Annotated in this window: 26 protein-coding genes and 1 tRNA gene; 19 read left to right on the forward strand and 8 right to left on the reverse strand. The window is 51.6% G+C overall.

The window, feature by feature from the left end; genetic code table 11:
• Positions 1-43 precede the first annotated feature (43 nt).
• Genes ACLD4K_RS02360 through ACLD4K_RS02375 form a run of 4 tightly spaced genes read right to left on the reverse strand, consistent with a single transcriptional unit; the run spans position 44 to position 1,269 of the window.
• Positions 44-244 (reverse strand): hypothetical protein, encoded by a 201-nt coding sequence (locus ACLD4K_RS02360; protein WP_000085639.1) that lies wholly within the window; start codon positions 242-244, stop codon positions 44-46.
• Positions 231-458, reverse strand: coding sequence for a phage filamentation protein Fil family protein (locus ACLD4K_RS02365; protein WP_000920168.1), 228 nt, complete (start codon positions 456-458; stop codon positions 231-233). The genes ACLD4K_RS02360 and ACLD4K_RS02365 overlap by 14 nt, the downstream gene beginning before the upstream one ends.
• A gap of 7 nt (positions 459-465) precedes the next feature.
• Positions 466-975: a phage regulatory CII family protein gene (locus ACLD4K_RS02370; RefSeq protein ID WP_000459332.1), complete on the reverse strand. Its 510-nt coding sequence runs from the start codon at positions 973-975 to the stop codon at positions 466-468.
• Positions 976-1,005: 30 nt separating this feature from the next.
• Positions 1,006-1,269 carry a hypothetical protein gene (locus tag ACLD4K_RS02375; protein ID WP_000135597.1) on the reverse strand — a complete coding sequence of 88 codons (264 nt, stop codon included), beginning with the start codon at positions 1,267-1,269 and terminating at the stop codon, positions 1,006-1,008.
• Positions 1,270-1,399: 130 nt separating this feature from the next.
• On the opposite strand from ACLD4K_RS02375, the gene ACLD4K_RS02380 reads away from it, so the two are divergent.
• The 3 genes from ACLD4K_RS02380 to ACLD4K_RS02390 all read left to right on the forward strand — a co-directional run bounded on the left by ACLD4K_RS02380 (position 1,400) and on the right by ACLD4K_RS02390 (position 3,132).
• Positions 1,400-1,978, forward strand: coding sequence for a phage repressor protein CI (locus ACLD4K_RS02380; protein WP_001217271.1), 579 nt, complete (start codon positions 1,400-1,402; stop codon positions 1,976-1,978).
• The gene (locus tag ACLD4K_RS02385) at positions 1,978-3,015 is read left to right on the forward strand and encodes a tyrosine-type recombinase/integrase (RefSeq protein WP_010835749.1); all 1,038 of its coding nucleotides are present in this window, start codon (positions 1,978-1,980) and stop codon (positions 3,013-3,015) included. The genes ACLD4K_RS02380 and ACLD4K_RS02385 overlap by 1 nt, the downstream gene beginning before the upstream one ends.
• Positions 3,007-3,132 (forward strand) — tRNA-OTHER (locus ACLD4K_RS02390). The genes ACLD4K_RS02385 and ACLD4K_RS02390 overlap by 9 nt, the downstream gene beginning before the upstream one ends.
• 79 nt (positions 3,133-3,211) lie before the next feature.
• Here ACLD4K_RS02390 and ACLD4K_RS02395 read toward each other — a convergent pair.
• Positions 3,212-3,979, reverse strand: a complete 768-nt coding sequence (locus ACLD4K_RS02395; RefSeq protein WP_411011336.1) for a siderophore-interacting protein — start codon at positions 3,977-3,979, stop codon at positions 3,212-3,214.
• Positions 3,980-4,210: 231 nt separating this feature from the next.
• Between ACLD4K_RS02395 and ACLD4K_RS02400 the strand changes: the two genes are divergently transcribed.
• Entirely contained in the window at positions 4,211-4,858 is a 648-nt protein-coding gene (locus ACLD4K_RS02400; protein WP_000983434.1) for a PadR family transcriptional regulator, read from the forward strand.
• Here the strand turns inward: ACLD4K_RS02400 and ACLD4K_RS02405 are convergent.
• Both ACLD4K_RS02405 and ACLD4K_RS02410 read right to left on the reverse strand, forming a co-directional pair.
• Positions 4,855-6,420, reverse strand: coding sequence for a methyl-accepting chemotaxis protein (locus ACLD4K_RS02405; RefSeq protein ID WP_183059392.1), 1,566 nt, complete (start codon positions 6,418-6,420; stop codon positions 4,855-4,857). The genes ACLD4K_RS02400 and ACLD4K_RS02405 overlap by 4 nt on opposite strands.
• Positions 6,421-6,807: 387 nt before the next feature.
• Entirely contained in the window at positions 6,808-8,328 is a 1,521-nt protein-coding gene (locus ACLD4K_RS02410; protein ID WP_411011337.1) for a methyl-accepting chemotaxis protein, read from the reverse strand.
• A 429-nt stretch (positions 8,329-8,757) separates the two neighbouring features.
• Between ACLD4K_RS02410 and ygjG the strand changes: the two genes are divergently transcribed.
• Together ygjG and ACLD4K_RS02420 are read left to right on the forward strand one after the other, a co-directional pair.
• A complete protein-coding gene (gene ygjG / locus ACLD4K_RS02415) occupies positions 8,758-10,137 on the forward strand; it encodes a putrescine aminotransferase (protein ID WP_411011338.1) in 1,380 nt (459 codons plus the stop codon).
• A gap of 170 nt (positions 10,138-10,307) precedes the next feature.
• On the forward strand, positions 10,308-12,326 hold the full coding sequence (locus ACLD4K_RS02420; RefSeq protein WP_411011339.1) for an FAD-dependent oxidoreductase: 2,019 nt from the start codon (positions 10,308-10,310) through the stop codon (positions 12,324-12,326).
• Positions 12,327-12,406: 80 nt separating this feature from the next.
• On the opposite strand, the gene rlmG is transcribed toward ACLD4K_RS02420, so the two are convergent.
• Entirely contained in the window at positions 12,407-13,543 is a 1,137-nt protein-coding gene (rlmG, locus tag ACLD4K_RS02425; protein ID WP_000019989.1) for a 23S rRNA (guanine(1835)-N(2))-methyltransferase RlmG, read from the reverse strand.
• An 85-nt stretch (positions 13,544-13,628) separates the two neighbouring features.
• Here rlmG and ACLD4K_RS02430 point away from each other — a divergent pair, with 85 nt between their 5' ends.
• From ACLD4K_RS02430 to ACLD4K_RS02490, 13 genes are all read left to right on the forward strand, one after another.
• Entirely contained in the window at positions 13,629-14,123 is a 495-nt protein-coding gene (locus tag ACLD4K_RS02430) for a YgjP-like metallopeptidase domain-containing protein (RefSeq protein ID WP_197399075.1), read from the forward strand.
• Between the two features lie 154 nt (positions 14,124-14,277).
• Positions 14,278-14,970 (forward strand): vancomycin high temperature exclusion protein, encoded by a 693-nt coding sequence (locus ACLD4K_RS02435; RefSeq protein WP_411011340.1) that lies wholly within the window; start codon positions 14,278-14,280, stop codon positions 14,968-14,970.
• Positions 14,971-15,057: 87 nt separating this feature from the next.
• Positions 15,058-16,056, forward strand: a complete 999-nt coding sequence (locus tag ACLD4K_RS02440) for a Gfo/Idh/MocA family protein (protein ID WP_061585870.1) — start codon at positions 15,058-15,060, stop codon at positions 16,054-16,056.
• A 270-nt stretch (positions 16,057-16,326) separates the two neighbouring features.
• The gene (locus ACLD4K_RS02445; RefSeq protein WP_076727230.1) at positions 16,327-17,295 is read left to right on the forward strand and encodes a TerC family protein; all 969 of its coding nucleotides are present in this window, start codon (positions 16,327-16,329) and stop codon (positions 17,293-17,295) included.
• Positions 17,296-17,549: 254 nt separating this feature from the next.
• Entirely contained in the window at positions 17,550-18,794 is a 1,245-nt protein-coding gene (gene sstT / locus ACLD4K_RS02450) for a serine/threonine transporter SstT (protein WP_000235363.1), read from the forward strand.
• A gap of 449 nt (positions 18,795-19,243) precedes the next feature.
• Complete coding sequence (yqjA, locus tag ACLD4K_RS02455) at positions 19,244-19,906, forward strand: DedA family general envelope maintenance protein YqjA (RefSeq protein WP_000422141.1); 663 nt, start codon at positions 19,244-19,246, stop codon at positions 19,904-19,906.
• A 3-nt stretch (positions 19,907-19,909) separates the two neighbouring features.
• The gene (gene mzrA, locus ACLD4K_RS02460; protein ID WP_000917516.1) at positions 19,910-20,293 is read left to right on the forward strand and encodes an EnvZ/OmpR regulon moderator MzrA; all 384 of its coding nucleotides are present in this window, start codon (positions 19,910-19,912) and stop codon (positions 20,291-20,293) included.
• Between the two features lie 144 nt (positions 20,294-20,437).
• Complete coding sequence (locus ACLD4K_RS02465; protein ID WP_080095220.1) at positions 20,438-20,806, forward strand: DUF1090 domain-containing protein; 369 nt, start codon at positions 20,438-20,440, stop codon at positions 20,804-20,806.
• Positions 20,807-20,847: 41 nt separating this feature from the next.
• Complete coding sequence (locus ACLD4K_RS02470; protein WP_000031219.1) at positions 20,848-21,153, forward strand: YqjD family protein; 306 nt, start codon at positions 20,848-20,850, stop codon at positions 21,151-21,153.
• Positions 21,154-21,155: 2 nt separating this feature from the next.
• Positions 21,156-21,554 carry a phage holin family protein gene (locus ACLD4K_RS02475; RefSeq protein ID WP_000785626.1) on the forward strand — a complete coding sequence of 133 codons (399 nt, stop codon included), beginning with the start codon at positions 21,156-21,158 and terminating at the stop codon, positions 21,552-21,554.
• The gene (locus tag ACLD4K_RS02480; RefSeq protein WP_000095496.1) at positions 21,551-21,850 is read left to right on the forward strand and encodes a YqjK-like family protein; all 300 of its coding nucleotides are present in this window, start codon (positions 21,551-21,553) and stop codon (positions 21,848-21,850) included. Before ACLD4K_RS02475 ends, ACLD4K_RS02480 begins: the two co-directional genes overlap by 4 nt.
• Before the next feature lie 247 nt (positions 21,851-22,097).
• Positions 22,098-22,490, forward strand: a complete 393-nt coding sequence (locus tag ACLD4K_RS02485) for a DoxX family protein (protein ID WP_001592732.1) — start codon at positions 22,098-22,100, stop codon at positions 22,488-22,490.
• A 67-nt stretch (positions 22,491-22,557) separates the two neighbouring features.
• Positions 22,558-23,544: a glutathione S-transferase family protein gene (locus tag ACLD4K_RS02490; RefSeq protein ID WP_000531169.1), complete on the forward strand. Its 987-nt coding sequence runs from the start codon at positions 22,558-22,560 to the stop codon at positions 23,542-23,544.
• Positions 23,545-23,650 lie beyond the last annotated feature (106 nt).

Here is a 23,650-nt window from a genome sequence, read left to right on the forward strand (position 1 = left end):
TAAGAAGCCCGGCGGGTTTACGCCAGATAATTTCTTTGTTTAATTAGCTATAACCAAATACGACGGCTGGTTTACTTTTCAATTGGCTGATAATTTCAGCTTTCAGGCTATCTTTAAACTGCTTGCAGCACTCCCATTCCGGGTCAACTCGTAAAATTATCCCATCGCGGGTTTTAATTTCAAAACCGTCTTCCATGTTCGGAATCATGGCACCTAAAACAATCCTTAATTCATCGCGTGACATGTTTAACCCCTTTAATAATAAAGTGGACAATACGAATAATTAAAAAACCTGACGATTTCGGCGGCTTTGTTTTCAGCCCTTTTAATAATTCGGACTGTGAGTGGCTCGGGTGCCAGCGCTTGCCGTCCTTACCTGCGATCCAGCCGTGGCCGTAGTGCATGCCGGGGCTTTGTTTAACGAGCAGAGACGCGAATGACGGTTCACTTTTCAGCATACGCACCTCAAATCAGCCCGAAGGATGCGCCAATACCGCTCATGGTATCGACCACGCTCGACATAGCGGGATTAGTCTGCAGACGCGCATGCAACGCCAGCGCCGACAACGACAACATGCGAATGCCAGCATTAACGCTTTCAATCATGTTGTGCTTACGGGCAGAGGTCAGGCGCTCGTCAGAGGCTGCACCGCTCGCCAGCTCGCCGAGTTCACTCATTGCACGCATGACATAAGACTGCAATTTGTCTTTAGCCAGCTCATTAACCGGCACGCATGGCAGGCAATGAATCTGCGCCAGAAAACCATCAACGAGGGTTGAATCTTCGGTCAGGTCAGTCAGCAGCCACAATTCAGGCGGCGTGAACTGGTGAGGCTGTTCCGGGTTGAGCTTGTTACGTAACGTCTGAACATTCATACCCGCACGCTCGGCAAGCTTCGCCATGTTGTGACGCTGCGCAAAAGCCCGGCACGCTTCGTCATAGTGGGGATGTTTGGAAATCTGAAAATCAAACATGTTGAGCCCTCAAAATTCACATAAAGTGAATTACGCACCAATAACGAGTTGAAAACGGGAATGGCCCAATGCCTTACGCATCTGTTCCTCTTTCCAGCGGGCATAGTAGATACGAACTTGACCGCCAGCACGTTTACAGCCCTTACGGATAACGCGAGGTTCGATAGGTAAACGCGGGTTATCTCCGGTTGTCCAGCGGCGCGCGGTGCGGTATGACACCCCCTCAAGTTCTGCAAACTGTTGCAGGGTGACGATGGGGGCAGGCACTTTGATGATTGCGATTTCAGAAGCCATGTTGCATGATTCCCTATTTGCCAAAGATTGCAATTAAAGGGCCACCGTTTGCCAACATAGGGCCATCAATTGCGTAGGTTTAGCCAAAATATACTTCCCAATTGAGAAGTAGTAAATAGGTTTTATCGATATGAGAATAGATTCTTTAGGATGGAGCAACGTTGATGTACTGGATCGCATCTGCGAGGCTTACGGGTTTTCACAGAAAATTCAGCTAGCTAACCATTTCGATATTGCATCGAGCTCCCTCTCTAACAGATATACCCGAGGCGCTATTTCGTATGACTTTGCGGCACACTGCGCTCTTGAAACAGGGGCCAATCTGCAGTGGTTACTTACAGGAAAAGGGCAACCGTTCACATCTTCTGCGACAGCCGAGGACACAATGAGCATCGAGTTATTCACATTAAGTGAAGAAATACTCAAAAGTGATGGTTCTATAACAGTCGACGCTCATTTTTTCACAAAGCCGCTTACAGATGCGATGGCTATACGAACGGAAGGAAAACTCCATTTCATTGATAAGCAGGCATCACTCTCTGATGGCCTTTGGCTGGTCGACATAGAGGGTGGAATTAGTATTCGAGAGCTAACAAAACTCCCGGGTAGAAAATTGCACGTTACTGGTGGAAAGGTTCCTTTTGAGTGCGGGATTGATGACATAAAAACGCTGGGTAGAGTGGTAGGTGTGTACAGCGAGGTTAATTGATGACTGTCCGTAAAAACCCCGCTGGAGGTTGGATTTGCGAACTTTATCCTAACGGGGCAAAAGGCAAGCGTATCAGAAAGAAATTCGCCACCAAAGGTGAAGCGCTGGCCTTTGAACAATACACCGTACAAAATCCGTGGAAGGAGGAAAAGGAAGACAGGCGAACGCTAAAAGAATTGGTCGACGCATGGTATAGCGCTCATGGTATTACCTTGAGAGACGGACTAAAACGCCAGCTAGCTATGCACCATGCCTTTGAGTGTATGGGCGAACCACTCGCACGCGATTTCGATGCACAGATGTTTTCCCGCTACCGGGAAAAGCGGCTAAAGGGTGAATATGCCCGTTCAAATAGGGTTAAAGAGGTTTCCCCTCGCACGCTTAATCTTGAACTCGCTTACTTCCGCGCGGTGTTCAATGAGTTAAATCGCCTCGGCGAATGGAAGGGTGAAAATCCGCTAAAAAATATGCGCCCTTTCCGCACAGAAGAAATGGAAATGGCCTGGTTAACTCACGACCAGATTGCGCAACTGCTCGGAGAGTGCAAACGCCATGACCACCCTGATTTAGAAACAGTGGTGAGAATCTGTCTCGCCACTGGCGCTCGATGGTCAGAGGCTGAGAGCCTGAAAAAAAGCCAGCTCGCGAAATACAAAATCACGTACACCAACACAAAAGGCAGAAAAAACCGCACAGTTCCCATCAGTAAAGAGCTTTATGACTCCCTACCTGATGACAAAAAAGGCCGACTGTTTAGTGATTGTTATGGGGCGTTCAGGTCTGCTCTGGAAAGGACAGGCATCGAATTACCGGCCGGGCAACTTACCCACGTTTTACGGCATACCTTCGCCAGCCATTTTATGATGAATGGTGGTAATATTCTGGTCTTGCAGCGCGTGCTTGGTCATACCGACATAAAAATGACGATGCGATATGCGCACTTTGCCCCTGACCATTTAGAGGATGCCGTTAAACTTAATCCACTGGCGATGAGTGGCGATAAAATGGCGGTAGAAATGGCTCAAACTGGCCCTTAGCTGGTCAAGAGTGGCCCTTTATGTCTATGATTTATAAAGCAACCTATTGATTTTCGGTTGTTCTGTTAGGAACTCATAATCGCTTGGTCGCTGGTTCAAGTCCAGCAGGGGCCACCAAATTTTAGCTTTAAAATCATATAATTAAGCCACTCTAAAGAGTGGCTTTTTTGTTTCTGACAGAGCTCGCCCCATACCGCTATTTACGATGCCAATAGGCTGCCGCACGTACCAGGTGTGGATCAAACCCCTTTTCAAAGCACTGACTTAAACGTTTTACCGTTTTGCCTTCGCCAGTAATCCAGATGAAATAGTCTGATTCTGGTATTGTCAGCTGCGACAGGCGCGTTTGTATTGCCTGTTCATCGCCGCCAACAACATATTCCACAGTAATATCCGTCAAATGGGCGAGATAATCGCGATATGCGGCATCCTGAATGCTCACCAGCGCGGTTACCGCAGGGCGCGCAGGCAGACGGCTAAGCGATTCCAGACGACGACGCAGCGCAGGCATACCGGACTCATCGCAGACATAAACCTGACAGGCATAATCTTCCGGCACCACCAGCGAACCGCGCGGCCCGCCAATCGTCAGTGTATCGCCTTCACGGGCTTCCATTGCCCAACGGCTGGCTACGCCGCCATCGTGGATAAAGAAATCCAGCGCCAGCTCGCGACGCGCCTCGTCATACAGCGGCGTGTAATCCCTGGAGACCGGACGAACGCCCTCCCCCCAGATAATGCCTTCCTCAGTGACTGTCGGGGGCGTAAAGCGACAGCCTGGCGCAGGGAAAAAAACTTTCGTGTGATCGTCAAAACCCAGGGAGATGAAACCGTCCAGCGCCTCGCCGCCAAGTACGATCCGCTGAAATCCTGCGCTAATACGTTCTACCCGCAGAACGGTCAGCTCGCGAAAACGCAGTTCATTACGAACACGCTGTGGGTAGCGTGCGGATGATGTCGTCATTTTTTGCCTTCGTAAAGTAATACGATATATCTAAATTAAAGTTTTAAATGATAATGATTGTTAATCATGAAAAATGCAACTGTTTTTTGATAGTATTCTGGCAACGCATTGCTAACTATAACTTTAAAATAAAACGTTATAAATTAATAGATTATAGCAAAAAGCGCTTTTGACCTTGCTAAAAGCCATTATTTAGATATAAATTAGATATATCTAAATAAGCAGGAGGCAATGATGCAAAATCAACATGAAGGGTGTTGCAAAAACCGGGATCATAAGCACGACGGCTGCTGTAAAGATCGAGAACATCAGCATGAAGGCTGCCATAGCGCGCATCAGCATGAGAACGCCAGTTGCGGCGGCGAACACCGTCACGGACACGGCTGTGGTCGTCATGGACAGGGCGGTGGTCGACGTCAGCGATTTTTTGGCCACGGGGAACTTCGGCTGGTCATTCTTGATATCCTGACCCGGGACGCCAGCCACGGCTATGAACTGATTAAAGCGATAGAAAACCTGACGGGGGGCGGCTATACGCCAAGCGCTGGCGTGATCTACCCTACGCTGGATTTTTTACAGGATCAGCAATTTATCACAATTAGCGACGAAGAAGGCGGGCGGAAAAAAATCGCGATTACCGCGAACGGCGCGCAATGGCTTGATGAAAATCGCGAACACCTGACGCATATTCAGGCGCGGCTAAAAGCCCGTTGTGTGGGCATGGAATTACGTAAAAATCCGCAGATGAAGCGGGCGCTGGATAACTTCAAGGCCGTGCTGGATCTGCGGATAAACCACAGCGATATCAACGACGCGCAAATCAAACGCATTATCGGCGTGATTGATCGCGCGGCGCTGGAAATCGCCGAACTGGATTAAGCGGACTGCGTGTCCTCTTCGCGGACGCGGAACACGTTAACCAGCTCTTTTAAATGTAACGCCTGTTCGTTCAGCGACGCCGCGGCGGCAACAGACTCTTCCACAAGGCAGGAGTTTTGTTGCGTGGCGGCGTCAATCAGGCCAATCGCGCTGTTAATCTGCGAAATACCGTCAGTTTGCTCGCGGCTGGCCTGCCCAATCTCACGTAATATCACATCCATCTCTTCGACGTTATCCACCATGCCATTAATCAGAGCGCTGGCTTTCTCCACCAGTTGCATCCCTTCCTGAGTCTGACTGGTTGAATCTTCAATCAAATTACGGATTTCACTGGCCGACGAGGCGCTCTTTTGCGCCAACTGGCGAACCTCTCCGGCGACAACGGCAAAACCACGTCCATGTTCGCCCGCGCGCGCCGCTTCAACCGCCGCGTTCAGCGCCAGAATATTGGTCTGAAAAGCAATGGAATCAATGATATTGATAATATCCGACATACGATTTGCCGTATCGTTAATGACGCGCATTTTCTGCGTCACTTGATTCATCATCTCACCGTTGTTTTTCACCACGCTGGCGGCGCCGGCAGAGAGTTTGGTCGCTTCACTGGTATGGTCAGCCGTATTTTTAACCGTGGCGGTAATCTGTTCCATCGACGCCGCCGTTTCTTCAACTGAGCTGGCCTGCTCTTCCGTACGCGCCGCCAAATCCTGGTTACCGGCGACAATTTGCGACGCCGCCGTGGAGATACTCTCCGAACCGTTTTGCACTTCCTGTACGATATCCAGCAGACGCGTTTTCATCGCCATTAACGCTTGCAGTAGTACGCCTGTTTCATCTTTATAGTCGGTGGTGATATGGCGAGTCAGATCGCCATCGGCAATCGCCTCGGCAAATCGTACCGCTTCATCAAGCGGCCGGGTAATGGAACGTACGATATACCATCCCATTACGCATCCGGCGGCGATGCTTATCAGCGCCAGGGTAATTAACAGCGTCCGGTTAGTTTTAAAATCTCCTTCGACCTGCACGCCCGCGTTGTGCATCTGCGCATCTTGAACGGCGATAAGCTCCTGAACTTTATCCTTATAGACCTTTTGCACCTGCACCGTTCTGGTCATCATCTCCTGAATGGCCGCCTGACGATTATTGCTTTGAATATCTTGCAAAATACGGAATCTGGACTCCAGGTATTGCTGACGCGCTTCACGGATCTCGGTAATGATTTTCTGCGAAGCCGCATCGTGACGATTGCTGGAAAGCTCATCCAGTAACGCCGTAATACGCTGGCTTATTTCATCCAGCTCTTTCTGCGAACTCTGGCTCCAGCGCCCCTCTTCATCCAGTAACATGAGCTGCTGCGCGATGATGAAATCATTAAAATTATCGATTAACAGATTGGCTTTCACCGTGGTGGGATAATCATTGGTAATAATGTTCTGCATACCCGTATTAGCCCGATCAAGGCTAAACAAAGACAGAGCGGAACTGACCACCATGAGAACAATGAATAAGCCAAAGGCCATAAATAATTTTGAACGTATTTTAATGTTATGCAAAAACATATTTTCTCCCTGGGATTGCATATCCTCATACAGGAAGATTTATCGGCAATAATGTTACTAACTTTATGATATTGATCGCTTTTTATTTCGGAATATTATTAGTAAGTAATTTTTATTGTTCACAGAAAAATGAACCAATAATGACATAAATTGGCACCAATAATGAAAGAAATACGCTAAAAGGTTAACCATTTCTTATTTATTAACTGAACTTGTACCTATTAATAGGTAGGCAAGGGAGAGGGGATAAATATCATATTATTTTTAACAGCACAGGCCACTGATACTCTCCAGGATGGCAGGCACCGCCTTCTATCAGAGCGCATCCGCCCGGTAAGCTTGTTGCTACCGGGCGGATGTCATTACCGTTGCTACCTACAAATAAATTTAATGCAGTACCGTGACCGCATCCTCCAGCCGGCTGGCACGGTGTTTTACCATTGCGGAGACTTGTGCGCTCTCTTCCACCAGCGCCGCATTTTTCTGGGTTATGCGGTTCAACTCGTCCACGGCGCGGGTCAGACTGGAAAGTCCATCTGTCTGTTCCTGCGTCGACTGACTGATACGTGCGATAAGCAGGGTGACATTCTGCACCTGGGCTACAATGTCATCCATGGTACGGCCTGCGGCGTGAACCTGCTCGGAGCCTGACTGCACCTTTGTTGCGCTGGCATCAATTAATTTACGAATATCGTTCGCCGCATTAGCGCTGCGGCTGGCAAGATGGCGTACCTCACCAGCAACCACGGCAAACCCTTTCCCCTGCTCGCCCGCTCTCGCCGCTTCTACCGCCGCATTCAGCGCCAGGATATTCGTCTGAAAAGCGATATCGTTAATTAGCGTGGTGATCGTCCCGATACGTTGCGTACTGTGAGCGATATCATCCATCGTTTTAATCACCGTATCCATCGCCTCACCTCCCTGAGTCGCCGCGCTACTGGCCGCCATGGAAAGCTTATCCGCAGCGGAAGCCGTCTCGGAATTGAGCTTCACGGACTCCGCCATCTGGTTCATGGTCGTTACCGTTTCCTGAACATTCTCCACGGTCTGACGGGTGTGTTCGTTCAGATCATTGTTACCCTTCGCCAGCCTTTCACTGCCGTTTCTGACGCTGGATACCTGACTTGATACGTCATTGATCAGCCAGCGGCACATCAAGCCAAGCTGCCCTACGGCCCTCAGCGTCAGCCCCAACTCATCGCTACGATTAAGATGTTGTACGCTGTTGCGTTCGCCGGTCGCCACTTTCAGCGCCTGCGTCGCCACATTTTCAATGGGACGCACAATTTGCCATTCCAATAGCGCCGTACCTGCCAGCATCGCCAACGCGCCCAACAACAACGCCTGCCATGAGGCATCCGTACCGAACAGCGCCAACGCCAGCATTACGGCCATTAGCCCCATAATGCTACGCACTCGCCAGCGAACAGGCATAGCGGGCAGTTTGCCCATTAAGCCCTGACGAACCACCAGGCCTTTATGAATACGTTTACTACACCGCCCTTCATTTAGCGCCTGATATAAAGGCTCGACGGCGGCAATCTCATCATCCGTGGCGCGGGTACGGATCGACATATATCCCGTCACACGCCCTTCACGTATCATCGGTACCGCGTTGGCCCGCACCCAGTAATGGTCGCCGTTTTTACGCCGGTTTTTCACAATGCCGCTCCACGGTTCGCCCTGTTTTAGGGTGTACCACATATCTGCGAAGGCAGCTTTCGGCATATCCGGATGACGCACCAGATTATGTGGCTGCGCCAGTAACTCGTTTAACTGATAGCCGCTCACCTGGACAAAAGTGTCATTGGCGTGAGTGATATAGCTTTCCAGGTCGGTCGTAGACATCAGAGTGGTATCATCATCCAGCGGGGTATTTAGCTGGCTGACGTAGGGATGAGAAGACATGATAGCGTCCTGTACAGGTTATCTGAATGTTAATTTTTCGCTCAGATGTTATTTCGGCGCTAATCTATTTATCTTTAGTTGTTAAAATTGCTCTGGATCGCAATTTGCGATTAATCCTTAATATTTGTACGATTTTCACCTCATCCTGCGCCTTATTTTCATTATGAAATTGTTTAGCGTGGACAACCTTTTTCTTTAAAATCTGCCCTGGCTCAACTTTTTCTCACGCTGCCGCTAACGCAACACACCGTAAACCGTAAAACAAGATCTGCTCAAAATGCATCCAATTGTTAATGAATAATATTAAATGTTGTGTAAATGTGATTACCCCTGGTGTTTATCCCGATTTTCACTATGGGCGTAGACCCCCGCTAATCCCTGCAATACTTAATTCAGTATCATGTGATACACGGCCCTCTGGAGCTCATTTTGAACAGGTTACCTTCCAGCGCATCGGCTTTGGCCTGTAGCGCGCACGCACTGAATCTCATCGAGAAGCGAACGCTAAACCATGAGGAAATGAAAGCACTAAACCGAGAGGTCATTGACTACTTTAAAGAGCATGTAAATCCAGGATTTCTGGAATACCGGAAATCTGTTACCGCCGGCGGGGATTACGGAGCCGTAGAGTGGCAAGCGGGTAGTTTGAATACGCTTGTCGACACCCAGGGGCAGGAGTTTATCGACTGTCTTGGGGGGTTTGGCATCTTTAACGTGGGGCACCGTAATCCTGTTGTGGTATCCGCCGTCCAGAATCAACTCGCAAAACAACCTCTCCACAGCCAGGAGTTACTTGACCCCTTGCGGGCGATGCTGGCAAAAACGCTGGCGGCGCTGACACCGGGGAAACTCAAGTACAGCTTTTTCTGTAACAGCGGCACCGAATCCGTCGAAGCGGCGCTAAAACTGGCAAAAGCGTATCAGTCGCCGCGCGGCAAGTTTACCTTTATCGCCACCAGCGGCGCATTTCACGGCAAATCATTGGGCGCGCTCTCCGCCACGGCCAAATCCACCTTCCGCAGACCCTTTATGCCTTTACTGCCGGGCTTCCGCCATGTGCCGTTTGGCAATATCGACGCGATGAGCATGGCATTTAGCGAAGGCAAAAAAACGGGCGACGAGATAGCAGCCGTGATTCTGGAGCCTATTCAGGGTGAAGGCGGCGTGATCCTGCCGCCGCAGGGATACCTGACAGAGGTACGTAAGCTCTGTGACGAATTCGGCGCGCTGATGATTCTGGATGAAGTACAAACCGGCATGGGGCGTACCGGCAAGATGTTTGCCTGTGAGCACGAAAATGTGCAGCCTGATATTCTGTGCCTGGCGAAAGCCCTGGGCGGCGGCGTGATGCCGATTGGCGCCACCATCGCGACTGAAGAGGTGTTTTCGGTTCTGTTCGACAACCCCTTCCTGCATACCACCACTTTTGGCGGTAATCCACTGGCTTGTGCTGCCGCGCTGGCGACCATTAACGTCCTGCTGGAGCAAAATCTCCCGGCCCAGGCGGAACAAAAAGGCGATACGCTCCTGGATGGTTTTCGACAACTTGCGCGTGAGTATCCCAATCTGGTACACGATGCGCGCGGCAAAGGTATGTTGATGGCCATTGAATTTGTCGATAACGAAACGGGCTACCGTTTTGCCAGTGAGATGTTCCGTCAACGCGTGCTGGTCGCTGGTACGCTGAATAATGCGAAAACAATTCGTATTGAGCCACCGCTCACGCTAACCATTGAACTGTGCGAACAGGTATTGAAATCAGCGCGTAATGCGCTGGTAGCGATGCAGGTGAGCGTTGAAGAGGTTTAAAAACGATGCCGGATGGCGCTGTGCTTATCCGGCCTGTTTTCCCCGGGTCGCAGCCTCTTTTTTGAATCCCATCACAATCACCACATTCCCCTTTTCCCTTTTACCTCGCGACGGCTACAGTAGTAACTCATCCGACCACATAACAATAATTTTACATACTGGATACGCTTATGAGCTACCCGTCGCTGTTCGCCCCGCTCGATCTGGGCTTTACTACTCTCAGAAACCGTGTGCTGATGGGATCGATGCACACGGGTCTGGAAGAACATCCTGATGGCGCTGAGCGCCTGGCGGCATTTTATGCCGAGCGCGCGCGACACGGCGTAGCGTTAATCGTCACCGGCGGTATTGCGCCCGTTCCCTCCGGGGTCGTGATGACCGGCGGCGCGATGCTGAACGACGCCAGCCAGTTAACGCCTCACCGCGTGGTGACCGATGCCGTACATGCGGAAGGCGGTAAAATCGCGCTGCAAATTCTGCACACCGGACGTTACAGCTATCAGCCGCACCTGGTCGCGCCGTCGGCAATTCAGGCGCCAATCAACCGCTTTATGCCGCATGAACTGACGCATGATGAAATCTTGCAGTTAATCGACGACTTCGCGCATTGCGCGCAACTGGCGCGGGAAGCAGGCTACGACGGCGTAGAGGTGATGGGATCAGAGGGCTATCTGATTAATGAATTTCTCACCCGGCGAACTAACCATCGCGATGACGAGTGGGGCGGCGACTATACCAGCCGTATGCGCTTCGCGGTTGAGGTAGTACGCGCGGTACGCCAGCGGGTAGGGAACGACTTTATTATTATCTATCGCCTGTCGATGCTCGATCTGGTGGAAAATGGCGGCACGTTCGACGAAACGGTACAACTGGCGCAAGCCATTGAAGCCGCAGGCGCAAGCCTAATTAATACCGGCATTGGCTGGCATGAGGCGCGAATCCCGACCATCGCCACGCCAGTACCGCGTGGCGCCTTTAGCTGGGTGACGCGGAAACTCAAAGGTCATGTGTCGGTTCCGCTGATCGCGACCAATCGCATTAACGATCCGCAGGTCGCCGAGACGATCCTGACGCGCGGCGATGCCGATATGGTGTCGATGGCGCGTCCCTTCCTTGCCGATGCCGAATTCCTGACTAAAGCGCAATCCGGACGCGCAGATGAGATCAACACCTGTATCGGCTGTAATCAGGCCTGTCTGGATCGGATCTTTATCGGCAAAGTGACCTCCTGTCTGGTGAACCCACGCGCCTGTCACGAAACCCACATGCCGATAACGCCGGCCATACGCAAAAAGAACCTGGCCGTTGTCGGCGCAGGCCCGGCGGGGCTGGCTTTCGCGATTAACGCCGCGTCGCGCGGCCATCATGTCACGCTGTTTGACGCCCAGAGTGAAATTGGCGGTCAGTTTACTATCGCCAGGCAGATCCCGGGTAAAGAGGAGTTTTACGAAACGCTGCGCTACTACCGTCGAATGATCGATGTTACTGGCGTTACGCTGAAACTGAACCAACGGGTGAACGCAGAGGATCTTCAGCTGTTTGACGAAGCGATCCTCGCCTGTGGAATAGTACCGCGCCGCCCGCCGATAGACGGTATCGATCATCCAAAGGCATTGACCTACCTGGAGGTATTGCGCGATAAAGCGCCGGTTGGTAAACGAGTGGCGATCATCGGCTGCGGCGGGATCGGTTTTGACACGGCCATGTATCTGAGCCAGCACGGCGAATCCACCAGCCAAAATATTGCTGAATTTTGTACGGAATGGGGAATTGATACCAGCCTGCAACAGGCAGGCGGTCTGCGCCCGGAAGGCCCGCGCCTGGCACGTAGTCCACGGCAAATCGTCATGCTGCAACGCAAAGCCAGCAAGCCGGGCGAAGGGTTAGGTAAAACCACCGGCTGGATCCATCGCGCGACGTTACTGGCGCGCGGCGTGAAGATGATCCCGGCGGTCAGTTACCAGAAGATCGACGACGACGGATTACATCTCTTGATCGGCGGCGAACCGCAGTTGCTGGAAGTGGATCATGTGGTGATCTGCGCCGGACAAGAACCCCGCCGCGAACTGGCGGACCCGTTACGCGCCGCAGGTAAAACGGTACATCTTATCGGCGGATGCGATGTCGCGATGGAGCTGGATGCCCGACGGGCGATTGCCCAGGGCACCCGACTGGCGCTGGAAATTTAACGACTTTACCTGATGGCGCTGCGCTTATCGGGCTTACGCCGTCATACCGGTTTTATAGGCCGGTATGACGCTTGAGCGCCTTATCGACGGCGTCCCTGCTTCACCGCTTTCAAAATAACAAACTTATTGTTGGTTGCTATCGTCGCGCAATTACCGAAAATCTTCTTCAGCTTGTGGAAATAGTCCAGATGGCGGTTCGCCACAATATACAGTTCGCCGTTGATTTTCAGGCAGCGGCGGGCGTGATGGAACATCTCCCAGGCGATATTATCCGTCAGCGCATGTTTCTGGTGGAACGGCGGGTTGCAGAACACAGCGTTAAAACGGAACGGCTCCACGCCGGAGAGCGCGTTGTTGATCATAAATTCGCAGCGTTCGAACGCTTCCGGCAGGTTCGTTTCTACATTCAAACGGCTGGAATCTACCGCCATCGGCGATTCATCGACAAATACCACGTTCGCCTGCGGATTTTTCGCCAGTAAGCTCAGGCCAATCACCCCATTGCCGCAGCCGAGATCGACAATCTCCCCGTCGAGGTTTTCCGGCAAATGCTGCATAAAGAAGCGCGCGCCAATATCCAATCCGGTACGAGAAAACACATTCGCGTGGTTGTGAATCGTCCAGCCTGTATCTTCCAGTTTCCAGCTTAGCGTTTGCGGCGCGTCGGCCAGTTGCGGATGACTGAAGGTACAGTTAATCAGGCGCGCTTTCTTCCACGCCAGCGTCGTCGTGGTTGGGCCCAGCACTTTTTCAAACAGTTCCAGCGTAGAGGTATGAATATCACGCGCTTTCGCGCCGGCGATAATACGCGTTTGCGCCGTAACGACCTTACGCAAAGCGCGTAACTGCTGTTCCAGCAACGCCAGTGTTTTCGGTACCTTAATCAATACCACGCCCGGCGCCTGCGGGTAGTCAGCGGTACTGTCGAGAAACGTTACGCTGGACTCCGCGATGCCGTTATGGCGTAAATTCTCTCGCGTACCCAGTTCGCTTAAATATGAATCGCCAATACTGTATGGCGAATGCTCCGCCAGCGCACAGCTTAGCGCGCCAAACGTATCATTCAGGATCAGCACCGGGCCGCGAATTTCCGTCTCATCCAACTGTTGCAGCAGATACTCATCGGCCGCCTCCCACGCCAGAAGCGGGTTAACATCATCCGTTTGCGGAAAACGTTTCAGCGTCAGTGAACGGAAACCGTCGTCTACGTGGCTCATTAGGCCTCCTGAATGGTAAAATTGCGGCGTTATCCCTGAAAAGGGTGCGTGAGTATACACTTTTTATCAGCAACATGGAGCTTTGATGACCTCACTAACTTACCTTCAGGGGTATCCGGAACATCTCCTTGCCCAGGTGCGCACCTTAATCGCCGAGCAGCGCCTGGGAGCAGTGCTGGAAAAACGTTATCCCGGCGCGCATGATTACGCCACTGACAAAGCGCTATATCACTATACTCAGGAACTGAAAAGTCAGTTTCTGCGCAATGCGCCGCCCATCAATAAAGTGATGTATGACAGCAAGATCCATGTGCTGAAAAATGCGCTGGGACTGCATACCGCTGTCTCGCGCGTTCAGGGCGGCAAGCTCAAGGCAAAGGCGGAGATCCGCGTCGCCACCGTGTTTCGCAACGCTCCGGAGCCATTCTTACGAATGATTGTGGTTCACGAACTGGCGCACCTGAAAGAGAAAGATCATAACAAAGCGTTTTATCAGCTCTGCTGCCATATGGAGCCGCAGTACCATCAACTGGAGTTTGATACGCGCCTGTGGCTGACGCATCAGGCGCTGTCGGCATAATAAATTCTGAAAATGCCCCTTCCCCCGTATCTTTTTAACGGCGTGGGCATAAAATCGGCGCGTTCACATTTCGCTCATTGCCTGCCGCCACGTCAAGGATGACGATCTGTAGAGGGTATTTTTTATCCACCGCCAACGGAACCGCGCAACGACCATGCTCCCACAATGTGCCCGTTTTATCCGCCGCCTCTGTTTTACACGCCGGGCGTTAACAGTGGCGTGCTTTCTGCTTGTCGCGGCAGGCGTCGCGCTTTTCTATTCTAACTGGCTTATCGTCAACGCCTCACAGCATCTGACATGGAATGACATTCAGACCGTTCCCGCCCGCAACGTCGGGCTGGTGTTAGGCGCCAAACCCGGCAATCGGTATTTTACCCGGCGGATTAATACTGCCGCCGCGTTGTATCACGCCGGTAAAGTGAAGTGGCTGTTAGTCAGCGGCGATAATGGCAAAAAAGAGTACGATGAACCTTCGGCGATGCAGCAGGCGCTGATAGCGAAAGGTGTGCCGGAGGCGGCCATTTTTTGTGATTATGCCGGATTCTCCACGCTGGACTCCGTAGTTCGCGCCCGGAAAGTGTTTGGCGAAAGCCGCATGACGATTATCTCGCAAGCATTCCATAATCAACGGGCGATCTGGCTAGCGCAACAATATGGCATTGACGCTATCGGCGTTAACGCGCCGGATCTGAATAAAAGGCACGGAACCTACACACGACTTCGGGAAAAGCTGGCGCGGGTTAGCGCGGTGCTGGATGCCAAAATTTTGCACCGTCAGCCTAAATATCTGGGCGCTGGCGTCACTATTGGGGCTGATAGCGCACACGGGTGCCCTTCTCGCCAGTAAAATGCCAGAGTGCGTCGCAGCGCACTGGCAAGGGCGGAAAGGCGTGCTACATTGACGAAAATCCCTTTCTGGAGTCCGCTGACGTTTATGATACGTTTCGCTGTAATTGGGACTAACTGGATCACGCGCCAGTTTGTCGACGCCGCCCATGAAACCGGCAAATTCAGGCTCGCCGCCGTTTACTCCCGTAGTCTTGAACAGGCGCAGTCTTTCGCAAATGATTATCCCGTCGAGCATCTGTTTACCTCGCTGGAAGCGATGGCGCAAAGCGACGCGATTGAGGCGGTTTATATCGCCAGCCCGAATTCCCTGCATTTCTCCCAGACGCAGCGCTTTTTGCAGCATAAAAAACATGTCATGTGCGAAAAGCCGCTGGCTTCTAACCTGGCGGAGGTTGATGCCGCTATCGCCTGCGCGCGCGATAACCAGCGGGTACTGTTTGAAGCCTTTAAAACCGCCTGCCTGCCCAATTTCCTGCTGCTGCGGAAATCGTTGCCGAAAATCGGCAGAATGCATAAAGCATTACTAAATTACTGCCAATACTCTTCACGTTATCAGCGCTATCTGAACGGTGAAAACCCGAATACGTTTAATCCGGCCTTCTCCAATGGTTCGATTATGGATATCGGGTATTACTGTCTGGCGTCGGCGATCGCGCTATGGGGCGAGCCGCGCAGCGTTCAGGCGTCGGCGAATTTATTGGAAAGCGGAGTAGATGCGCACGGCGTCGTGGTTATGGATTACGGCGATTTTAGCGTCACACTACAGCATTCCAAAGTCAGCGACTCGGTACTGGCCAGTGAAATTCAGGGCGAGAGAGGATCGCTGGTCATTGAAAAGCTGTCGGAATGCCAGAAAGTGTGTTTTGCGCCGCGCGGCGCGCTGATGCAGGATCTGACCCAGCCTCAGCATATTAATACCATGCTGTATGAAGCCGGGGCGTTTGCCCAGCTTATTGAAAACCACGCCGTGGAACATCCGGGGTTGTCGCTAAGTCGCGCCACGGCAAAATGGCTGACAGAAATACGCCGTCAAACCGGGGTCATCTTCCCGGCGGACGATCTGACCCATCCCCTTACTGCGTAAAATTGTGTAAATCATATGTTACAGGTCATTGACTCTACGCGTGGCCTGTCATACTTTGTTACGCGCAAAGGGGAGTAACTTCATTGCCGGTCGATCGTCATTACGATGTGTGCAAAACCACATCCGGTCACCGGGCAGCCATAAAGGAATGCGTCAGCGTATTCCTTTATTGTTGTAAGTGAGACCTTGCCGAATGGCAAGGTCTATGCATAAAAGCAGCGGCTAATGCCATTCGGCGTTAGCCGTTTTTTTTTTGCATAGGGAGAAATAATGAATACTGTTGGTACGCCATTATTATGGGGTGGATTCGCGGTTGTTGTGGTGATAATGCTATCCATCGACCTGTTGTTGCAGGGACGCCGTGGCGCACATGCTATGTCGATGAAACAAGCGGCAGGATGGTCAATCCTGTGGGTAACGCTCTCGCTACTGTTTAACGCCGCTTTCTGGTGGTATCTGGCTGAAACGCAAGGGCGCGAAGTTGCTGACCCGCAGGCATTGGCGTTCCTTACCGGCTATCTGATTGAAAAGTCGCTGGCCGTAGATAACGTCTTTGTCTGGCTGATGCTGTTTAGCTATTTCTCCATCCCTCCGGCTCTGCAACGCCGGGTGCTGGTGTATGGGGTTCTTGGCGCGATCGTGTTGCGTACTATCATGATTTTCGCCGGTACCTGGCTTATCACTCAGTTCGAATGGCTGCTGTATGTGTTCGGCGCCTTCCTGCTGTTTACCGGCGTAAAAATGGCGCTGGCGAAGGAAGACGAATCCGGCATTGGCGAAAAACCGATGGTGCGTTGGCTACGCGGGCATCTGCGCATGACCGATACGATCGAGAACGAGCACTTTTTCGTACGTAAAAACGGCCTATTGTATGCCACGCCGCTGCTGCTGGTACTGATTATGGTTGAGCTCAGCGATGTAATCTTCGCCGTTGACAGTATTCCGGCGATCTTTGCGGTCACCACCGACCCGTTCATCGTACTGACCTCTAACCTGTTTGCCATCTTAGGGCTGCGCGCGATGTACTTCCTGCTGTCCGGCGTGGCGGAACGCTTCTCGATGCTGAAATATGGTCTGGCGGTCATTCTGGTCTTTATCGGCATTAAGATGCTGATCGTCGACTTCTACCATATTCCTATCGCGATTTCGCTGGGCGTAGTGTTTGGCATTCTGACCATTACGCTGGTGATTAACGCCTGGGTTAACCATCAGCGCGATAAGAAACTGCGAGCGCAATAATCTTTTATCGGGGTAAACCTGCCCCGTCAAAAACGCCCGGCAGCGCACACCTGTCGGGCGTTTTTGTTTAACATGTCACAATACTGTTAATATAAAGTTATAAAACATGATCACAGCAAAAAATCCAGGATATTTCGCTTCCCGAACCTTCAACTTTCCTTATACTCAACCAGGCAAATACTTTGTTACATCCTGAAAGATGCGCCGTAAGAGCGTACAGGGGATGACCAGCAACACAATACAAGGAACATGAAATGGCTACGCAACGAGCATCAGGGCTACTGCAGCGTTTAGCGCAAGGCAGTCTGGTTAAACAAATTTTAGTGGGTCTGGTACTGGGGATTTTACTGGCATGGATTTCTAAGCCTGCGGCAGAAGCGGTTGGCTTGCTTGGCACCCTGTTTGTCGGCGCCTTAAAAGCGGTCGCCCCCGTTCTGGTGCTGATGCTGGTAATGGCCTCGATCGCCAACCACCAGCACGGTCAAAAAACCAATATTCGCCCTATTCTCTTTCTTTACCTGCTAGGCACCTTTTCAGCCGCGCTGGCGGCCGTTGTGTTCAGCTTCGCCTTCCCTTCAACGCTGCATCTGTCCAGTAGCGCCCAGGATATCGTGCCACCGTCCGGCATTGTAGAAGTCTTGCGCGGTCTGCTGATGAGTATGGTGTCGAACCCCATCGACGCGCTGCTGAACGCTAACTATATCGGGATTCTGGTGTGGGCCGTCGGTCTGGGATTTGCCCTGCGTCATGGCAATGAAACCACCAAAAACCTCGTGAACGATATGTCTAACGCCGTGACCTTTATGGTGAAACTGGTGATCCGTTTCGCGCCAGTCGGTATTTTTGGTCTGGTTTCATCAACGCTTGCAACCACCGGCTTCTCCACCCTGTGGGGCTATGCGCACCTGCTGGTCGTCTTGATTGGCTGTATGCTGCTGGTCGCGCTGGTGGTCAACCCGCTGTTGGTATTCTGGAAAATTCGTCGCAACCCTTATCCGCTGGTGTTCGCCTGCCTGCGTGAAAGCGGCGTTTATGCCTTCTTTACCCGCAGCTCTGCCGCCAATATTCCAGTAAATATGGCGCTGTGCGAAAAGCTGAATCTGGACAGGGATACTTACTCCGTTTCCATTCCGCTGGGTGCCACTATCAATATGGCCGGCGCGGCAATTACCATTACGGTTCTGACGTTGGCGGCAGTCCATACGTTAGGCGTCCCGGTGGATCTGCCTACAGCGTTGCTGCTGAGCGTGGTGGCCTCGCTGTGTGCTTGCGGCGCCTCCGGCGTGGCAGGCGGTTCATTGCTGCTGATCCCGCTGGCGTGCAACATGTTTGGCATCCCGAACGATATCGCGATGCAGGTAGTAGCGGTCGGCTTTATTATCGGCGTATTGCAGGATTCGTGTGAAACGGCGCTGAACTCGTCTACCGATGTTCTGTTCACTGCGGCAGCCTGCCAGGCAGAGGACGAACGTCTGGCGAATAACGCCTTGCGTAGCTAAGTGATTATCGATGCCGGATGGCGCGTGCCATCCGGCGTGACGATAGATCTGAATCTCCCAATCCATAGGCTTTGACCTAAAGCGAATTGATGTTCACGCGCGACATCCTCGCGTAACGTTATATGTAGATGGCGTCTGCCGCGGCGCTCGGTCAGCGTAAAGTATAAAGTGTCAGCCTGTGTAAATCCTCTCGCCACCCTCCCTTGCGATAAGCAAAATCAAAGTTCAACGACGCGTAATTTCTATAACGGACTTCGTTGACCTTTGTTACAATTAGATGCATTTTGAATTTTTGTGTGTTAGTGCTTGCTTACTTCACAACTTAACAAGGAATAGTTCAGGCCGCGAATTTGCCGTTTCCGCAACGCTGATAAAAACTCCAACTCTGTTGCGGCAGTGCAAACCTCAGATCACCGGCGTGACGTTAACCGATTCTCCAGGAATACTGAATGGAACTACTGACTCAATTGCTGAATGCCCTGTGGGCTCAGGACTTTGAAACACTGGCCAATCCTTCCATGATTGGCATGTTGTATTTTGTGTTATTTATGATTTTGTTTCTGGAAAATGGGCTGCTCCCTGCCGCCTTTTTGCCTGGCGACAGCCTGTTGATCCTGGTCGGCGTGCTGATCGCCAAAGGCGCGATGGGTTTTCCACAAACCATTTTGCTGCTTACCGTCGCGGCCAGCCTGGGTTGCTGGGTGAGCTATATTCAGGGCCGCTGGCTGGGGAATACCCGCACCGTGCAAAACTGGCTCTCTCATCTCCCCGCACATTATCATCAACGCGCCCATCACCTTTTCCATAAACACGGCCTGTCGGCATTATTGATAGGCCGTTTTATCGCGTTTGTCAGAACGCTGCTGCCCACCATTGCCGGCATATCCGGCCTGAATAACGCTCGCTTTCAGTTTTTCAACTGGATGAGCGGCTTGTTGTGGGTGCTTATCCTGACCTCGCTGGGCTATCTGCTGGGCAAAACGCCCGTCTTTATGAAGTATGAAGACCAGTTAATGTCATGCCTGATGCTGCTGCCCGTAGTGCTGCTCTTTTTTGGCCTGGCGGGTTCACTGGTCATGCTGTGGAAAAAGAAGTATGGGAGCCGGGGATAACTTATGCTTAAACCACGCATAACTGCCCGACAACTCATTTGGATCAGCGCTTTTCTACTGATGCTGACCATACTCATGATGACGTGGTCAACGCTGCGTCAGCAAGAGTCGACGCTGGCCATTCGCGCGGTGAACCAGGGCGCCAGTATGCCAGACGGCTTCTCAGTTCTGCATCATCTGGATGCGAACGGCATTCATTTTAAAAGCATTACGCCTAAAAATGACATGTTGCTCATTACCTTCGATTCCCCTGCGCAAAGTGCCGCAGCAAAAACGGTACTGGATCAAACGTTACCACACGGTTATGTCGTCGCTCAGCAGGACGATGACAACGAAACGGTACAGTGGCTGTCCCGCTTACGGGAAAGCTCACACCGCTTTGGCTAACCTCCAGGAATCCGAATCATATCACTCACTTTGGTGATTTCATTGTTTAATGACTATGATTAATAAAGCGGTGTTTAACCCACCGCGTTATTATCGGGATCACCGCCCCGGACAACGGGTCCGAACATAAGGGAAAGTTCAGGAATGAAATACCGCATCGCTTTGGCTATCACGCTTTTTACACTTAGCGCCGGTAGCTACGCTAATTCGCTTTGTCAGGAAAAAGAGCAGGATATACAAAAGGAAATTAGCTACGCTGAAAAGCACAACAATCAGCGCCGTATTGAGGGTCTGAACAAGGCGCTCAGCGAAGTGCGCGCCAATTGTACTGACAGCAAGCTACGCGCCGAGCATCAGAAAAAGATCGCTGAGCAAAAAGAAGAGGTAGCCGAACGCCAACGTGATTTAGCCGAGGCAAAAGCAAAAGGCGATGCGGATAAAATAGACAAACGTGAACGTAAGCTGGCCGAGGCTCAGGATGAGCTAAAAAAACTTGAGGCCAGTGACTACTAAATTAACGCCGAACGTAAATACTCACTCACCTGGAGAAAACTATGTCGAAAGATAACACTACGGAACATCTGCGCGCTGAGTTGAAATCCCTGACCGATACGCTTGAAGAAGTGCTGAGCTCTTCGGGCGAAAAGTCGAAAGAAGAGTTGAGTAAGATTCGTAGCAAAGCCGAGCGCGCGCTGAAAGAGAGCCGTTACCGCCTGGGCGAAACGGGTGATGTGATTGCCAAACAGACTCGCGTCGCCGCCGCCCGCGCCGATGATTATGTGCGCGAAAATCCCTGGACAGGCGTAGGTATTGGCGCCGCTGTCGGTCTGGTGTTGGGCGTACTGCTGACGCGTCGTTAATTATGGCGGACTCTCGACAGGCACAAGGACCAGGCAAAAGCGTACTGGGTATCGGGCAGCGGATTGTCACCATTATCGTTGAGATGGTGGAAACCCGGCTGCGACTGGCGGTAGTAGAACTGGAAGAAGAGAAAGCAAACCTCTTTCAGCTTTTGCTGATGGTAGGTCTTACCATGCTCTTCGCGGCGTTTGGCTTAATGAGCCTGATGGTTCTGGTCATCTGGGCTATCGATCCTCAGTACCGTTTGAACGCGATGATCGCTACCACTGTTGTGCTGTTAGTGCTTGCGCTAATCGGCGGCATCTGGACTTTGCGCAAAGCGCGTCAGTCCACGCTATTGCGCCATACGCGGCACGAACTGGCTAACGATCGGCAAATTCTGGAGGACGATCAGTCGTGAGCAGCAAAGGCGAACGCGAGAAACGTAAAGCGCTGCTTCTCAGTCAGATCCAGCAGCAACGGCTGGATCTGTCCGCCAGCCGTCGCGACTGGCTGGAGACCACCGGCGCGTACGATCGCGGCTGGAATACGGTGTTAAGCCTGCGCTCCTGGGCGCTGGTCGGTAGCAGCGTAATGGCCATCTGGACCATCCGTCATCCTAATATGTTGGTACGCTGGGCGAAACGCGGCCTGGGTATCTGGAGCGCCTGGCGCCTGGTAAAAACTACCCTCCGTCAACAACAGCTCCGCGGTTAATATCTTTTCTTTTATAGCATCGCGCCATCAGGTTATCGCCCGATTACACCTGGTGGCGCGATACTTTTATGCATATCGTCTCTTTATCAATCACTCAAATTTTTTGAAAAAATTTGGCAATTTTCCTTGCTAACAATTCCTGTTCGCCACGTTTATGATTCTCTCCAGCGATAACAATGACGCGCCAAACCGCGTCATTGCTCATGAAAATAGCAGCAGCCGCCGAATCGGCCTCCTGGAGAATAAAATGAAAAAATTAGAAGATGTTGGTGTACTGATAGCGCGTATTTTAATGCCAGTTCTGTTTATTACCGCAGGATGGGGAAAAATTAGCGGCTATGCGGGCACACAACAGTATATGGAAGCGATGGGCGTACCAGGATTCCTGCTGCCGCTCACCATACTGCTTGAGTTCGGCGGCGGTCTGGCGATTCTGCTGGGGTTCCTCACCCGCACCACTGCGCTTTTCACCGCTGGTTTTACGTTGCTGACGGCATTGATCTTCCATAGCAATTTTGCAGAAGGTGTAAACTCGCTGATGTTTATGAAAAACCTGACCATTGCCGGCGGATTTTTATTACTGGCGTTAACCGGGCCTGGCGCGTTCAGCCTTGACCGTCTGCTGAATAAAAAGTGGTAAGCAATCTATACTCAATTAAAAAAGCGAGGGAATAGCGCCTCGCTTTTGTCATCTGAAGGAGAGAGACATGGGACAACTGATCGATGGCGTCTGGCACGATACCTGGTATGACACCAAATCTTCCGGGGGGAAATTTCAGCGTTCAGCGTCGGCTTTCCGCAACTGGCTTACCGCTGACGGCACGCCCGGACCTTCCGGCGAAGGCGGATTCGCCGCAGAAAAAGATCGTTATCATCTGTACGTTTCCCTTGCCTGCCCCTGGGCGCATCGCACGCTCATTTTCCGTAAACTGAAAGGTCTGGAGCCGTTTATTCCGGTTTCCGTCGTGAATCCATTGATGCTGGAAAACGGCTGGACGTTTGATGATACTTTTCCGGCGGCCACCGGCGATACCCTCTATCAGCATGAATTTCTCTACCAGTTGTATCTGCACGCCGATCCACACTACAGCGGCCGCGTCACCGTACCGGTCTTATGGGATAAAAAAAATCATACTATCGTCAGCAACGAGTCCGCCGAAATCATTCGTATGTTTAACTCCGCCTTTGATGGACTGGGCGCTAAAGCCGGGGATTACTATCCCCCCGCGCTGCAAAGCAAAATTGACGAGTTAAACGGCTGGATTTATGACAACGTTAATAACGGCGTTTATAAAGCAGGATTCGCCACCAGCCAGCAAGCGTATGATGAAGCGGTAGAAAAGGTATTTACTGCGCTGGCGCGCCTGGAACAGATTCTCGGACAGCACCGCTATCTGACGGGCGACCAGTTGACCGAGGCGGATATCCGCTTATGGACGACCCTGGTACGCTTTGATCCGGTTTACGTGACTCATTTCAAATGCGACAAATACCGAATCAGCGACTACCTGAATCTGTACGGTTTCCTGCGCGATATCTATCAAATACCGGGCATTGCTGAAACCGTTAATCTTGACCATATTCGTCACCACTATTTCCGTAGCCATAAAACGATTAACCCCACAGGTATCATTTCTATCGGACCGTGGCAGGATCTGCTCGAACCTCACGGGCGCGACGTGCGCTTTGGCTAATTTCAGGCGTCCTCCGGGATGCCTTATTAATTAATACCACAAATATTTACCAGCATTTCATTCGCGGCTATTCTTAGTTTGATTACTTTAAAAACAAGTGATTGAA

The sequence above is a fragment of the Salmonella sp. 741265055_HSA genome, assembly GCF_046569525.1.
Taxonomy (GTDB): Bacteria; Pseudomonadota; Gammaproteobacteria; order Enterobacterales; family Enterobacteriaceae; genus Salmonella; species Salmonella enterica.